11 protein-coding genes and 1 pseudogene are annotated in these 13,649 nt (G+C 73.4%); 4 read left to right on the forward strand and 8 right to left on the reverse strand.

The features are described 5' to 3' along the window. Nucleotides 1–75 precede the first annotated feature (75 nt). The 5 genes from ABZ117_RS30335 to miaA form a co-directional block, all read right to left on the reverse strand. Nucleotides 76–1,572 carry a M1 family metallopeptidase gene (locus ABZ117_RS30335; RefSeq protein WP_356825293.1) on the reverse strand — a complete coding sequence of 499 codons (1,497 nt, stop codon included), beginning with the start codon at nucleotides 1,570–1,572 and terminating at the stop codon, nucleotides 76–78. Between the two features lie 85 nt (nucleotides 1,573–1,657). Next, nucleotides 1,658–3,868, reverse strand: a complete 2,211-nt coding sequence (locus tag ABZ117_RS30340; protein ID WP_356825295.1) for an HD domain-containing protein — start codon at nucleotides 3,866–3,868, stop codon at nucleotides 1,658–1,660. A gap of 284 nt (nucleotides 3,869–4,152) precedes the next feature. Beyond that, complete coding sequence (dapF, locus tag ABZ117_RS30345) at nucleotides 4,153–5,022, reverse strand: diaminopimelate epimerase (protein WP_356825297.1); 870 nt, start codon at nucleotides 5,020–5,022, stop codon at nucleotides 4,153–4,155. A gap of 88 nt (nucleotides 5,023–5,110) precedes the next feature. Further along, entirely contained in the window at nucleotides 5,111–5,584 is a 474-nt protein-coding gene (locus tag ABZ117_RS30350) for a hypothetical protein (protein WP_356825378.1), read from the reverse strand. Between the two features lie 257 nt (nucleotides 5,585–5,841). Next, on the reverse strand, nucleotides 5,842–6,780 hold the full coding sequence (gene miaA / locus ABZ117_RS30355; protein WP_356825299.1) for a tRNA (adenosine(37)-N6)-dimethylallyltransferase MiaA: 939 nt from the start codon (nucleotides 6,778–6,780) through the stop codon (nucleotides 5,842–5,844). Nucleotides 6,781–6,969: 189 nt separating this feature from the next. Between miaA and ABZ117_RS30360 the strand changes: the two genes are divergently transcribed. Together ABZ117_RS30360 and ABZ117_RS30365 are read left to right on the forward strand one after the other, a co-directional pair. Beyond that, complete coding sequence (locus ABZ117_RS30360; RefSeq protein WP_356825301.1) at nucleotides 6,970–7,308, forward strand: hypothetical protein; 339 nt, start codon at nucleotides 6,970–6,972, stop codon at nucleotides 7,306–7,308. A 24-nt stretch (nucleotides 7,309–7,332) separates the two neighbouring features. Next, nucleotides 7,333–7,616: pseudogene (locus ABZ117_RS30365) on the forward strand (antitoxin). 206 nt (nucleotides 7,617–7,822) lie between these two features. Here ABZ117_RS30365 and ABZ117_RS30370 read toward each other — a convergent pair. The 3 genes from ABZ117_RS30370 to miaB form a co-directional block, all read right to left on the reverse strand. Continuing rightward, entirely contained in the window at nucleotides 7,823–8,542 is a 720-nt protein-coding gene (locus ABZ117_RS30370) for a class III extradiol dioxygenase subunit B-like domain-containing protein (protein ID WP_356825303.1), read from the reverse strand. 192 nt (nucleotides 8,543–8,734) lie between these two features. Next, the gene (locus ABZ117_RS30375; RefSeq protein ID WP_356825380.1) at nucleotides 8,735–9,151 is read right to left on the reverse strand and encodes a hypothetical protein; all 417 of its coding nucleotides are present in this window, start codon (nucleotides 9,149–9,151) and stop codon (nucleotides 8,735–8,737) included. A 79-nt stretch (nucleotides 9,152–9,230) separates the two neighbouring features. Continuing rightward, nucleotides 9,231–10,757 carry a tRNA (N6-isopentenyl adenosine(37)-C2)-methylthiotransferase MiaB gene (gene miaB / locus ABZ117_RS30380; RefSeq protein WP_356825305.1) on the reverse strand — a complete coding sequence of 509 codons (1,527 nt, stop codon included), beginning with the start codon at nucleotides 10,755–10,757 and terminating at the stop codon, nucleotides 9,231–9,233. Nucleotides 10,758–10,985: 228 nt separating this feature from the next. Here miaB and ABZ117_RS30385 point away from each other — a divergent pair, with 228 nt between their 5' ends. Both ABZ117_RS30385 and ABZ117_RS30390 read left to right on the forward strand, forming a co-directional pair. Next, nucleotides 10,986–12,017, forward strand: coding sequence for a LacI family DNA-binding transcriptional regulator (locus ABZ117_RS30385; protein ID WP_356825307.1), 1,032 nt, complete (start codon nucleotides 10,986–10,988; stop codon nucleotides 12,015–12,017). 385 nt (nucleotides 12,018–12,402) lie between these two features. Beyond that, nucleotides 12,403–13,530, forward strand: a complete 1,128-nt coding sequence (locus ABZ117_RS30390; protein WP_356825309.1) for a cellulose binding domain-containing protein — start codon at nucleotides 12,403–12,405, stop codon at nucleotides 13,528–13,530. The last annotated feature ends 119 nt before the right edge of the window (nucleotides 13,531–13,649 follow it).

The raw sequence follows: 13,649 nt of genomic DNA on the forward strand, positions 1-13,649 counted from the left end.
CCGGGAGATTCCCGTGTCCCCCGGTGCGCGCCGACGCGTAGATGGTCGCACGGTACGGCACGTCTCGTCACCGGCTTATCGCGTGGCGTGCGGGTCGGACGGCGAGGCCTGGGCCGTCGGCTTCCAGTCGGGGTGGCCGGGCATCGGCGGGGTCTTCTCGCCGTACAGCCAGGCATCGAGGAAGCCCCGCAGGTCGCGGCCGGCGACGGCCGAGGCCAGCCGGACGAAGTCGGCGGTGGTGGCGGTGGTGTCCCGGTGTTCCTGGACCCAGAGCCGCTCCAGCCGTTCGAAGGCCGGCCGGCCGATCTCCTGCCGCAGCGCGTAGAGCGCCAGTGCGGCGCCGTCGTAGATGCCGGGCCGGAAGATGCCGATCTTCTGGCCGGGGGCGGGCGGCTCGGGCCGGGCGGGCGGTCCGCCGGCCTCGCGCCAGCGGTCGGCGGCGCCGTAGGCGGCCTTCATGCGGTCCTCCATCGGCCGGTGCGCCGTCTCCTCGGCGTACAGCTCCTCGTACCAGGTGGCGTGCCCCTCGTTCAGCCACACGTCGGACCAGGTGCGCGGGGTGACGCTGTCCCCGAACCACTGGTGGGACAGCTCGTGCACCATGACCGACTCGATGTACCACTTGGGGTAGGCGGGCTCGGTGAACAGGTCCTTCTCGAAGAGCGACAGGGTCTGTGTCTCCAGTTCGAAGCCCGTGGCGGCCTGTGCCATGAGCACGCCGTAGGTCTCGAACGGGTACCGGCCGACCTTGCTCTCCATCCAGGCGATCTGGTCGGGCGTCCTGGCTAGCCACGGTTCGAGGGCCTTGCGGTCGGCGGCGGGCACCACGTCCCGCAGGGGCAGCCCGTGCGGTCCCGCGCGGTGCACCACGGCGGAGCGGCCGATGGACACCTGGGCGAGCTCGGTGGCCATGGGGTGCTGGGTGCGGTAGGTCCAGGTGGTGGTGCGGCCGGCCCGGTCCGCGCCGGCGGGCAGGCCGTTGGCGACGGCGGTGTAGCCGTTGGGGGCGGTGATGCGGAACGTGAACATCGCCTTGTCGGAGGGGTGGTCGTTGCCCGGGAAGACCAGGTGGGCGGCGTTGGCCTGGTTCGCCATGGCGAGACCGTCCACGGTGCGCACCCAGCCGCCGTCCTGCCCCTTGGCGGGGACGGGGTCGCTGGTGTGCCGCACGGTGATCCGGGTCCAGCTGCCCTCGGTCAGGGGGGTCCGCGGCGTCACCACCAGGTCCTCGCCGGCACTGGTGAAGCTCGCGGGCCGTCCGTCGACCTCGACCGACCGCACGGTGCCGTGCGCGAAGTCCAGGTTGACGCGGTCCAGGTCGTCGGTGGTCCAGGCGTCGATGGTGGTGACGGCCTGGAGCGGCTTGTCGTTGGTGCCCGGGTAGGTGAGGGAGATGTCGTACGATGCCACGTCGTAACCCGGATTGCCCAGGTACGGGTAGAGGCGGTCGCCGACGCCCAGCGGCTCGGGCGGGGCCGCGGCGGCGACGAGACAGACGGAGACGGCGCAGGCGAGCAGGGCCGCCTTGCGGTGCCGGGAGATCCGGGGCCGGTGGCGCGGGGTGAGCAGCATGGACCACCGCTACCAGGGCGTGCCCGCGCCACGGCGGCGACTCGCGCCCGGCCCACCCGAACGGGGCGGGCGCCGGGCGCCGTCCTCAGGAGCCGGGCGCCTGGTGCTGGGCGCGGCTCACGTCGTACACGCCGGGTACGTCCCGCATGGCGCGCATCAGCGCGGGGAGGCGGGCGGCGTCGGGCAGCTCGAGGGTGTACGTGTGGCGCACCCGCTGCTGGCTCGGGGGTTCGACGGTGGCGGAGACGATCTCGGCACCCTCGAGGGCGATCGCCTCGGTGAGGTCGGCGAGCAGATGGGGCCGGCCGAACGATTCGGCGACCAGCGTCACCCGGCATTCGGTGGTGTCCCCCCAGCGCACACCGATCTCCGCGCGCCCCCGGCTCTTCATGTCCGCCACCGCGGCGCACTCCCCGCGGTGCACGGTCACCACTCCCCCGCGGACCGCGAACCCGGTGATCTCGTCCGGCGGCACGGGCGTACAGCATCCGGCGAGCCGTACGGCGGCTCCGGGCCGGTCCACGAGGACGTCGGCGCGCCGGGGGCGGGCGGTGGGGGCGCCGTCCGCGGGGCGGGCGGCGGAGGCGGCCTCGGCGGTTCCGGCGCGGGTGGCGCCGTCGGCGGGCCCGGTGCTGCCGCCGTGCGCGGCCTCGCCGCCGGTGCCGCCGCCGGGGTGCGCGGTGAGCCAGCGCTGGATGGCGATGCGGGCGGCAGCGGTGTGGGCGTGCTCCAGCCACTCGCGGGAGGGCTCGGAGGCCGGGTCCTGGCCCATGAGGAGCTGGACCGTGTCACCGTCGCCCAGGACCGTGCTGAGCGTGGCCAGGCGGCCGTTGACCCGGGCGCCGATGCAGGCGTGCGCGTCCTCGCCGTACTGCGCGTACGCGGCGTCGACGCAGGTGGCGCCCTCGGGCAGGCCCAGGGTGCCGCCGTCGGGGCGGAACACGGTGATCTCCCGGTCCTGGGCGAGGTCCTCGCGCAGGGTGCACCAGAAGGTGTCCGGGTCGGGGGCGGCGCGCTGCCAGTCGAGCAGCCGGGACAGCCAGCCCGGGCGGGTGGGGTCGGCGCGCTCGCCGTCGGCGGGGGCGTCGGCCGCGGGGGCGTCGGTGCCCGGGGTGTCGGTCGCGGGGGCGTACGGGTTGCCGAGCGCGACGACGCCGGCCTCGGCGACCTTGTGCATCTGGTGGGTACGGATGAGTACCTCGACGACCTGGCCGTCCGGCCGGGCGACCGCGGTGTGCAGCGACTGGTACAGGTTGAACTTCGGTACGGCGATGAAGTCCTTGAACTCCGAGACGACCGGCGTCATGCAGGTGTGCAGCTCGCCGAGGACGCCGTAGCAGTCGGCGTCCTCGTTCACCAGCACCAGCAGCCGGCCGAAGTCGGTGCCGCGCAGCTGTCCGCGTCTGCGGGCGCGGCGGTGGACGGAGACGAAGTGCCGCGGCCGGATGAGGACTTCGGCGGGGATGCCCGCCTCCCGCAGCACACCGCGGGCCTCGTCGGCGACCTCGGCGAGGGGGTCCACGGAGCGGGCGGCGTTCTCGGCGATGAGTTCGCGCGTGTGCCGGTACTCCTCGGGGTGGAGGATGGCGAAGACCAGGTCCTCCAGTTCGGTCTTCAGGGCCTGCACACCGAGGCGTTCGGCGAGCGGGATGAGGACGTCACGGGTGACCTTGGCGATCCGCGCCTGCTTCTCGGGGCGCATCACACCGAGGGTGCGCATGTTGTGCAGGCGGTCGGCGAGTTTGATCGACATCACGCGCACGTCGTTGCCGGTGGCGACGAGCATCTTGCGGAAGGTCTCCGGCTCGGCGGCGGCTCCGTAGTCGACCTTCTCCAGCTTCGTGACGCCGTCGACCAGGTAACGCACCTCCTCACCGAACTGTTCCCGCACCTGCTCCAGCGTCACCTCGGTGTCCTCGACGGTGTCGTGCAGCAGGGAGGCCGTCAACGTGGTGGTCTCCGCGCCCAGTTCGGCGAGGATCAGGGTCACGGCGAGCGGGTGGGTGATGTACGGCTCACCGCTCTTGCGCATCTGGCCGCGGTGGGAGGACTCGGCGAGGACGTAGGCGCGGCGCAGTGGTTCGAGGTCCGCGTCCGGGTGGTGGGCGCGGTGGGCCTCCACGACATGGCCGATGGCGTCGGGCAGCCTGTCGCGGGCGGCGGGGCCGAGCAGCGCGGCCCGGCCGAGCCGGCGCAGGTCGATCCGGGGCCGGGACTTCCTGCGGCCCGCCGTGGCTGTGAGCGCCGTGGGCGCTGCCGGGCCAGGGGTCGCAGGGTTCGTGGCCTCCGCACTCATGGGCACCTCCGGCTCTCTTACCGGCGGACGGGGCCCCCAGGGCGTACGCGGCTCAGGGATGGCGACGTTCCCCCGTCCGTGCCGGTGCTTGATGCTACCGAGCCCACCACGTGCGGCCGACCGCCTCTCGCCGAGCGTGAAACGGATCACCCATTCGAGCGAGGGAAACGAGGTTTAAGAGTTTGCGCCACCTGCACGGCGCTCGGCCGCGGTTTCGAACGGCCCGGCCGCCGGCAGGCGGTGAACCCGGGCGCGGGACACCTCGTCCTCCTTGTTCCCCCAGGTCAGCGAGGGGCGTTTTCCAGCCAGTCGCCGTCGATCTCGCCCTCGGCGACGATCACGGCGGCACCGGTCATCTCGATCTCGCCGTCGGGTCGCTCGGTGATGACCAGGCGACCGCCGGGCACGTCGACGGTGTACGTCGCCGGGGTGCCGGTGACGGCCGGATCGGCGCCGTCCCGCCGGGCGGCGGCCACGGCGACGGCACACGCGCCCGTGCCGCACGAGCGGGTCTCGCCGGAGCCGCGCTCGTGCACACGCATCGCCACGTGCCGGGGGCCGCGGTCGACGACGAACTCCACGTTCACCCCGTCCGGGTAGGCGTCCGCCGGGCCGACCGGCGGCGGGGCCAGCAGGTGGCCGGCGTGCGCGAGGTCGGACACGAAGGCGACGGCGTGCGGGTTGCCCATGTTCACGTTGCACGCGGGCCAGCTGCGCTCGCCGACGGTCACCGTGACGTCTCCCCCGGGGAGGCGGGCGCGGCCCATGCCGACGGTGACGTCACCGTCCTTCGCGATGTGGACGGCCTTGACGCCCGCGCGCGTGGCGATCACGAGGTCTCCTGCGGCCACATGTCCCGCGTGCTGGAGGTAGCGCGCGAACACACGCACGCCGTTGCCGCACATCTCGGCGACCGAGCCGTCGCCGTTGCGGTAGTCCATGAACCACTCGGCCTCGGCGGCCATCGCCCTGGCCTCCGGGTGCGCCGCGGACCGCACGACGTGCAGCACGCCGTCGCCGCCGATACCGGCCCGGCGGTCGCACAGGGCGGCGACGGTGGCCGGGGGCAGCTCGATGGCGTTCTCGGGGTCCGGCACGATCACGAAGTCGTTCTCGGTGCCGTGCCCCTTGAGGAAGGCGATCCGTGTGCTCATCCCTCGATCGTACGGGAGCGGGGTGCGGCGGGGCCGGTGGAGCGGTTCCCGGCGCCCTTCGCGGGGCGTTCCGCGCGCGAGGGGCGTCTCAGCGGAGTCTTGCCACGCGCCATACGGCGAGGACGACCACCAGGGCCACCAGCAGGAGGTAGCCGAGCACGACCCGCCAGTCGGGTCGGCGGCCGGAGCCGCGCGGGGGCAGGCCGGGCCAGGTGTAGCCCACCCGGCGGGCGGCCATCATGCCCCAGCCCGCCGCGCACGAGCAGATCAGCAGGCCGAGCATGGCGATGACCGCGCCGCTGTCGCCGAAGTCGAAGGCGAGCGGGAAGGCGAACATCAGGGAGCCGACGGCGGAGAGGCCCACGATGGGGGCGAGCTGCCAGATGCGCAGCCGGCGCTGCGGGCGCAGCTCGACCTCGACCTCCGGCCCGACCGGGTACATCTCCTCGGGGTCGGGTCCGTCGGCGGTGACGACGCCCACCGTCTCGTCGGGCCCGTCGTCGGCCAGCCGGTCCACGACCGATCCGTCAGCGATCAGAGCGTCCACGGCCAGTCCGTCCATGGCCAGTCCGTCGGTGGACAGATCGTCCGCAGCCAGGTGGTCCGCAGTCAGATCCTCCATGGCCGGACCGTCTTCGGCCTGACCCGGCTCGTCACTCTCCGTAGTGACGTGCTCGGCACTTCGTGCGGTGTCGCGAGGGCCGGCCTCCATCGCCACGCGCCCTCCCAACTAGGCTCCACTTGGTCGATCGAAGCTCGATGATGGCACGGCGCCACAGGCCGGGATGACCGGCGGCGCATCCCGATGCCATGACGTGATCAGGCTGTGACCGGTCGTTCGACCAACGCCAGGGCCTGCTGCGGAAGTTCCCCGCGGTCCGCGAGGGCCCCACTCAACCAGTGCACCCGAGGATCGCGCCGGAACCATGAATCCTGACGGCGCGCGAAGCGTTTGGTCGCACGGACGGTCTCGGCCCGCGCTTCCGCTTCGGTGCACTCCCCGGCGAGCGCGGCCAGCACCTGCTGGTAGCCGAGCGCGCGGGACGCCGTGCGCCCCTCGCGCAGGCCGCGCGCCTCCAGTGCGCGCACCTCGTCCACGAGGCCCGCCTCCCACATCCGGTCGACGCGCCGCGCGATGCGGTCGTCGAGCTCCGGACGCGCCACGTCGACCCCGATCTGGACGGTGTCGTACACGGAGTCGTGGCGGGGCAGGTTGGCCGTGAAGGGCCGCCCGGTGATCTCGATCACTTCCAGGGCCCGGACGATACGGCGGCCGTTGCCGGGCAGGATCGCGCGGGCGGCGTCGGGGTCGGCGGCGGCCAGCCGGGCGTGCAGCGCACCCGGGCCGCGCAGCGTCAGCTCCTCCTCCAGTCGGGCCCGGACGTCGGGGTCGGTGCCGGGGAACTCCAGGTTGTCGACGGCTCCGCGGACGTACAGGCCGGAGCCGCCGACCAGGACCGGCCAGCGGCCCTCGGCGAGCAGGGCGTCGATCCGCGCGCGGGCCAGCTTCTGGTACTCGGCGACCGACGCGGCGACCGTCACGTCCCAGATGTCCAGCAGGTGGTGCGGGACGCCGCCGCGCTCCTGCGGCGTCAGCTTGGCCGTACCGATGTCCATCCCCCGGTACAGCTGCATGGAGTCGGCGTTGACGACCTCACCGCCGAGGCGCTGGGCCAGGAAGACACCGAGATCGGATTTTCCGGCCGCGGTCGGACCGACGACGGCGATGACGCGGGGGGCGGGGGATGCACTGCTCACCGCACCAGTCTCGCAAACCTCGCGGCATGGTCCCGAACGAGTTACGTGACGGCGGGCACGGCGGGTCGTTGCCCGTTGCGAGGTGCCTCCTGCGGGACTGCCGGAGGCGGTGACCCGGGCGGCACGACCTTATGCACCGGGTGACGCGGGAATTCGCCCGCACGAGTACCGTATGGAGTGGAAATGGGCATGTTCGCACGACTCCTCGGCAGGTCGAAGGCGACTCGGGAGGCGTCGGCCGCCGAGACGCGGACCGACGCGCAGCCGGCCGGGAGCCAGGCGGAGGCAGCGCCGGAGGCGGAGGCAGCGCCGGAGCCGGAGCCGGCCGAGGCGAAGGGGGCCGGGCGGACGGAGGCGCATGGCCCGGCCGCGGACGGGAACGAGGACGGGGCGGCGCGGGCGGAGACGGGTACGGATACCGGCGCGGACGACGGTGCGGACGACGCGTCCGAGGGTGCCGGGATCCCTCGGCAGCAGTCCGCCGAGGAGGCCGCCGACAGTGAGGCCGGCGACGGCGCCCGCAGGTGAGCGTGGTGCGAGGGAAGGTGGATCATGGGTCTGATGGACAACGTGAAGGCCAGGTGGGACCGGCGAAGGACAAGGTGTCGGACCTCGCGCGGCAGCACGGGGACAAGGTCCAGGACGGGATCGACAGGGCCGCGAAGGCTGTCGACGAGCGGACCAAGGGTAAGTACAGCGACAAGATCCAGGCCGGTACGGGCAAGGCCAAGGGCGCGGTGGACCGCCTCGCCCACAAGGACGGCCCCGAGACCCCGAAGTCGGCCACCCAGCCGATGCCGCCCACCCGGCCGGAGGGCCCGCCGCCGGTCTCCTGACCGCCTCACGCCCTGAGGGCGCCCCGGCCCCGGCGGGGTGTCCCTGGTGCCGGCGGGGTGTCCCTGGTGCCGGCGGGGTGTCCCTGGTGCCGGCGGAATGTCCCCGGTCCCGGCGGGGTGTGCCCGGTCCCGTGTCGGCGGACGGCTGCGGAGAGGATCTCTCCCCGGCCGTCCGCCGTCGTCGTAGGGCGGCTGCGGCGCCGAGGTCAGGACCAGGTCGCGACCACGTAGCCCACGCCGTACGGGGCGTCCTCGTACAGCAGGGCGCCCGAGAGGCCGGCGTCGTCGGCCGCGGCGGCCAGGACCTGCCAGGGAGCGCGGCCGGACGCCTTGAGTTCGCGGGCCAGCCCGGGGTCGAGGGCCCGCAGGGCCGCGAGGTCCGCCGCTCCCAGCGCCCGTGCCACCGCGGCGTCGAAGGGCGCCGCCCGCTCGTCCAGGTATCCCGGCGCCTTCAGCGTGCGGCAGGCGCTGGCGTCTCCCATCACCAGCAACGCCACGCGCGCCGCCCGGGCCCCCAGATCCCTGCCGGCCTCGGCACACCGCTCGGGCGCCAGCGACGCGTCGATCCCCAGTCCCTCGATCGGTGCGTCGGCCCAGCCGGTCCGCTCCAGCAGCCAGGCGGCGACGGACAGCGAGGCCGGCAGCCCGCGCGCGGGGACGACGGCGTCCGGGGCGGCGGAGCCCAGGCGTACGTCCATGCCGACCCCGAAACCGCGGAAGGACCCAGGGGCGCCCTGGGGATACGGCCCGGCCCCGTCCTGCCCGGCAGGACCGACGACCACCAGGAGGTCGGGGCGTGCGGCGGCGAGCACACCGAGCGCGTCCGCGCATGCCGCGCGCGCGGTGTCCAGTTCGGGTGCGGCACCCGCGGCGACCTCGGGCACGAGCAGCGGCGGGCAGGGGCAGACGGCGGCGGCGACAAGCATGATCGGCAGAGTAACGCCGCCACCCCCCGGACCGGCACTCCGGCAGGACGCGCGGCGCGGGGTACGACCCCCGGGCGGGCGCGCGTGCGACTCCAGCCCACACGCGGGCGCGGCTCCAGCTGGCACGCGGGCTCGGCGCCGAGCGGACGCGACGACGAGAGCCCCGCCGGCCCGCGGGCAGGTCGGTCCAAGTCAGCACTGCGTGTGGCCCGGGTCGTCTGTCCACGCCGAGAGGTCCTCGGCGCCCCGGCGGACGGCTTCCTCCGGGTCCCGGGCGAGTTCCCGGCAGGCCGCCGCGAAGTCGGGTACACCGTCCCGGTCCGCCAGGGCGTCCTGCACCCCGGTCCGTAGCCAGTCGGCCTGATTGTCGTCCGCCCCGGCGACCGCGCGGGCGATGAGTTTCACGGCGGCCGGCGTCCCCGCCCGGGCCAGGGCCTCCGCCGTCCGTCGGGTAACCGCGGTGTCCTCGGCATCCAGCAGCAGCCGCACCAGCGCTTCCGCAACCTCAGGAACATCGGCGAGGGAAGCGAGGCCGCGCCCGGCACGGACACGTCGTGTCCACGAAGCAGACGACGCCTCGGCCAGGGCCGCCTCCCACCCATCCGTCATCTCCGGCACGACCAGACGGTCTCATGACCCCCGCGAGGAAGGGGACGGCCCGTGGCCGTCCCCTTCGGGTGCGCTCCGGTCAGTCGCAGCCGCAGCCCGTCGTCGCGGCCGGCAGGGGGGCCGGGATGCCGATCTTCGGGAGGCCGAGCATGACGCCCGCCGGCTTGGCGGGCTCAGCGGCGTTGCGCTTCGCCCAGGCGTCGCCCGCGCGGGTGCGGCGGACGGCGAGGGCGGGACCCTCGGCGAGGAGGTGGTGCGGCGCGGCGTACGTGATCTCGACGGTGACGACGTCGCCGGGGCGCACCTCCTGCTCCGGCTTGGTGAAGTGGACGAGCCGGTTGTCGGGGGCGCGGCCGGAGAGGCGGTGCGTGGCACCGTCCTTGCGGCCCTCGCCCTCGGCGACCATGAGGTCCAGCGTGCGGCCGACCTGCTTCTTGTTCTCCTCCCAGGAGATCTCCTCCTGGAGGGCGACCAGCCGCTCGTAGCGCGCCTGGACGACCTCCTTGGGGATCTGGTTCTCCATGGTCGCGGCGGGGGTGCCGGGCCGCTTGGAGTACTGGAAGGTGAAGGCCTGCGCGAACCGGGCCTCGCGGACGACGTGCAGCGTGTCCTCGAAGTCCTCCTCGGTCTCGCCGGGGAAGCCCACGATGATGTCGGTGGTGATCGCGGCGTGCGGGATCGCGGCCCGTACCTTCTCGATGATGCCCAGGTAGCGGTCCTGGCGGTACGAGCGGCGCATCGCCTTCAGCACCGTGTCCGAGCCGGACTGCAACGGCATGTGCAGCTGCGGCATCACGTTCGGCGTCTCGGCCATCGCGGCGATCACGTCGTCGGTGAAGTCGCGGGGGTGCGGGGAGGTGAAGCGGACGCGCTCCAGTCCCTCGATGTTCCCGCAGGCGCGCAGCAGCTTGCTGAAGGCCTCGCGGTCACCGATGTCGGAGCCGTAGGCGTTGACGTTCTGCCCGAGCAGCGTGATCTCGGAGACACCCTCGGCGACCAGCGCCTCGACCTCGGCGAGGATGTCGCCGGGCCGCCGGTCCTTCTCCTTGCCGCGAAGCGCCGGCACGATGCAGAAGGTGCAGGTGTTGTTGCAGCCCACGGAGACCGACACCCAGGCCGCGTACGCGCTCTCGCGGCGGGTCGGCAGCGTGGACGGGAACGCCTCCAGCGACTCGGCGATCTCGACCTGCGCCTCCTCCTGGACGCGGGCGCGCTCCAGCAGGACGGGCAGCTTGCCGATGTTGTGCGTGCCGAAGACGACGTCCACCCAGGGCGCCTTCTTCACGATGGTGTCGCGGTCCTTCTGCGCGAGGCAGCCGCCGACCGCGATCTGCATGCCGGGGCGGGAGACCTTCCTCGGCGCGAGCCGGCCGAGGTTGCCGTAGAGCCGGTTGTCGGCGTTCTCGCGGACCGCGCAGGTGTTGAAGACGACGACGTCCGCGTCGCCGTCCGACCCTTCGGGCGCCCGTACGTAACCGGCCTCTTCGAGCAGTCCGGACAACCGCTCCGAGTCGTGGACGTTCATCTGGCACCCGTAGGTGCGGATCTCGTAGCTCTTGGGTGCGTGAACGTCCACTGCGGGGCTCCGGTCGCTGCTGCTGGTCATGCCTCAAGGGTAGGTGGTCGCCGAGGGCGCCGAGCCGCGGTGGTCCGGGGCCCGATGGTCCGGCGGTGGCGGTGACCCGGGGCCGTGCGATGCGGAGGTACCGGTGATCGAGGGCCCGGCCGGTGCGACGGGGCCGGTGAGTGCGGCGGTTCGTCCGGAGAGGCCGAAGATGCTGTGGGCCGGCTGTCGCGGGGCCCGTAAGATCGGTGATCTCGGGGGGAGGTGGTCATGGGCAGGCGGCGCCCGGGCACGCCGACGCTGGAGGAGGTGGCCGCCCGTGCCGGAGTGGGCCGTGGCACGGTCTCCCGCGTCGTCAACAACGCGGCGGGGGTGAAGGACTCGACGCGCATGGCCGTGCAGCGCGCCATCGCGGAACTGGGCTACGTGCCCAATCTCGCGGCCCGGTCCCTGGCCGGGCGCGGGGCGGACGCCGTCGCCCTCGTCATGACGGAACCGGACTGGCGGCTGTTCGCCGAGCCGTTCTTCTCCGAGATCGTCCGCTCGCTCGGTGACGCCCTGGCCGACACCGGGATGCAGCTGCTGCTGACCCTGGTGCGCTCGGACGCCGAACGACGGCGCTTCCTGGAGTACGCCCGTGGCGGCCGGGTCGACGGAGTGCTGCTGATGTCCGTGCACGCCGGCGATCCGCTGCCCGACATGCTCGCCGAGGCGCGGCTGCCGACGGTCCTGCTGGGCCGCCGCTCGGGCGACGAGCACGTCAGCCACGTCGACGCGGACAACGTCGGCGGGGCCCGCAGCGCGGTCTCCCACCTACTGGGTTCGGGCCGGCGGACGATCGCCACGATCACGGGGCCGCCCGACATGTACGTCGCCCAGTGCCGGCTGCGCGGCTACCGCGAGGCCCTGGCGCAGGCCGGCCTGGCCACCGAACGGTCCCTGATCGCCGAGGGCGACTTCACCGAGGAGAGCGGCCGTCGCGCCATGGCCCGGCTGATCGAGCGGCACCCGGAGATCGACGGTGTCCTCGCCGCGTCGGACACGACGGCCGCCGGTGCCCTCCAGGCGCTGCGCGCGGCGGGGCGGCGGGTGCCGCAGGACGTCGCCGTCATCGGCTTCGACGACTTCCCGCTGGCGGAGCGGACCGAGCCGCGGCTGACCACGGTGCGGCAGCCGGTGGCGGAGATCGGGCGGGCCATGGTCCGGCTCCTGCTGGAGGAGATGGCGGAGACGGAGGACTCGTCCGTGGCCTGGCGGCACGTCGTCCTGCGTACGGAACTGGTGCTGCGCGAGTCGGCCTGAGGCCCTCGGCACCTGACCCGTAGGGGTACCCCGGCCGTACGGAACTGGTGCTGCGCGAGTCGGCCCGAGGCCCTCGGCACCTGACCCGTAGGGGTACCCCGGCCGTACGGAACTGGTGCTGCGCGAGTCGGCCCGAGGCCCCCGGCACCTGACCCGTAGGGGTGCCCGGCCGTCCGTCGGGAGCGCTCCCAGCATTCCGCATGCCGATACGGACCGGCCGCCACCTGCGCTTTCGAAACCCCTTCGACACTTCCCCCGCGCACAGTCTTGTCAGGGTCATGAACTCTCCCTACAGTCCCTGCCGAACGGAGGAATGGGAGCGCTCCCATCATCGTGCGTGTGAGAGCGCTCCCGCATCGCACCGACCGTCCCGGAGAGGACCCGCATGCGACCGTCCACGCACCCTGCCCGTGGCACGCGCGGCCTGTTGGGCGCGCTGCTCACCGCCCTCGCCGCCCTCGCGGCACTGCTCACCACCGCCCCGGCGGCACACGCCGACACCGCGATCTGCGAGGCGTTCGGGTCGACCACGATCCAGGGCCGCTACGTCGTCCAGAACAACCGCTGGGGCACCAGCGAGACCCAGTGCATCACGGCCACCGACTCGGGGTTCCGGATCACCCAGGCCGACGGCTCGGTCCCGACGAACGGCGCCCCGAAGTCGTACCCGTCCGTCTTCAACGGCTGCCACTACACCAACTGCTCGCCCGGAACCAGCCTCCCGGCGCGGCTCAGCTCCATCTCCAGTGCGCCCACCGGCATCTCCTACAGCTACGTGAGCAACGCGGTCTACGACGCCGCGTACGACATCTGGCTCGACTCCACGCCCCGCACCGACGGCGTCAACCAGACCGAGATCATGATCTGGTTCAACAAGGTGGGGTCCATCCAGCCCGTCGGCTCGCCGGTCGGCACCGCCACCGTCGCCGGGCGCTCGTGGCAGGTCTGGTCCGGCAACAACGGCTCCAACGACGTGCTGTCCTTCGTCGCCCCGTCGGCGATCACCAGCTGGAACTTCGACGTCCTGGACTTCGCCCACGAGGCCGTCGCCCGCGGTCTGGCACAGAACAGCTGGTACCTGACGAGTGTGCAGGCGGGCTTCGAGCCCTGGCAGAACGGCACCGGCCTCGCCGTGACCTCGTTCTCCTCCACGGTCAACACCGGCGGCGGCGACCCGGGCGGCCCCGGCGGCTCCGCGGCCTGCACGGTGGCGTACGCGACGAACGTCTGGCAGGGCGGCTTCACCTCCGACGTCACCGTCACCAACACCGGCTCCACCCCCGTCAACGGCTGGAAGCTGGGCTTCACCCTGCCCGCCGGGCAGCGGATCACCAGCGCCTGGGGCGCCGGTGTCACGCCGTCCTCGGGAGCGGTCACGGCGAGCAACCTCGCCTACAACGCGCAGGTCCCGGCCGGCGGCAAGGCCTCTTTCGGCTTCCAGGGCACCTACGGCGGCACCTTCGCCAAACCGGCCGGCTTCAGCCTGAACGGTGCCGCCTGCACCACCGCCTGACACAGCCCCCGCACACCGCGTGACACGACCGCCCGCGCGAGCCGCGTGACGCCGCCGTCCGCGCGGGCGTCGTTCCACGCCCACCTGCCCCGGGACCCGCCCGTCTCCCACACGCCGAT

This window comes from Streptomyces sp. NPDC006309 (genome assembly GCF_040613095.1).
Taxonomy (GTDB): Bacteria; Actinomycetota; Actinomycetes; order Streptomycetales; family Streptomycetaceae; genus Streptomyces.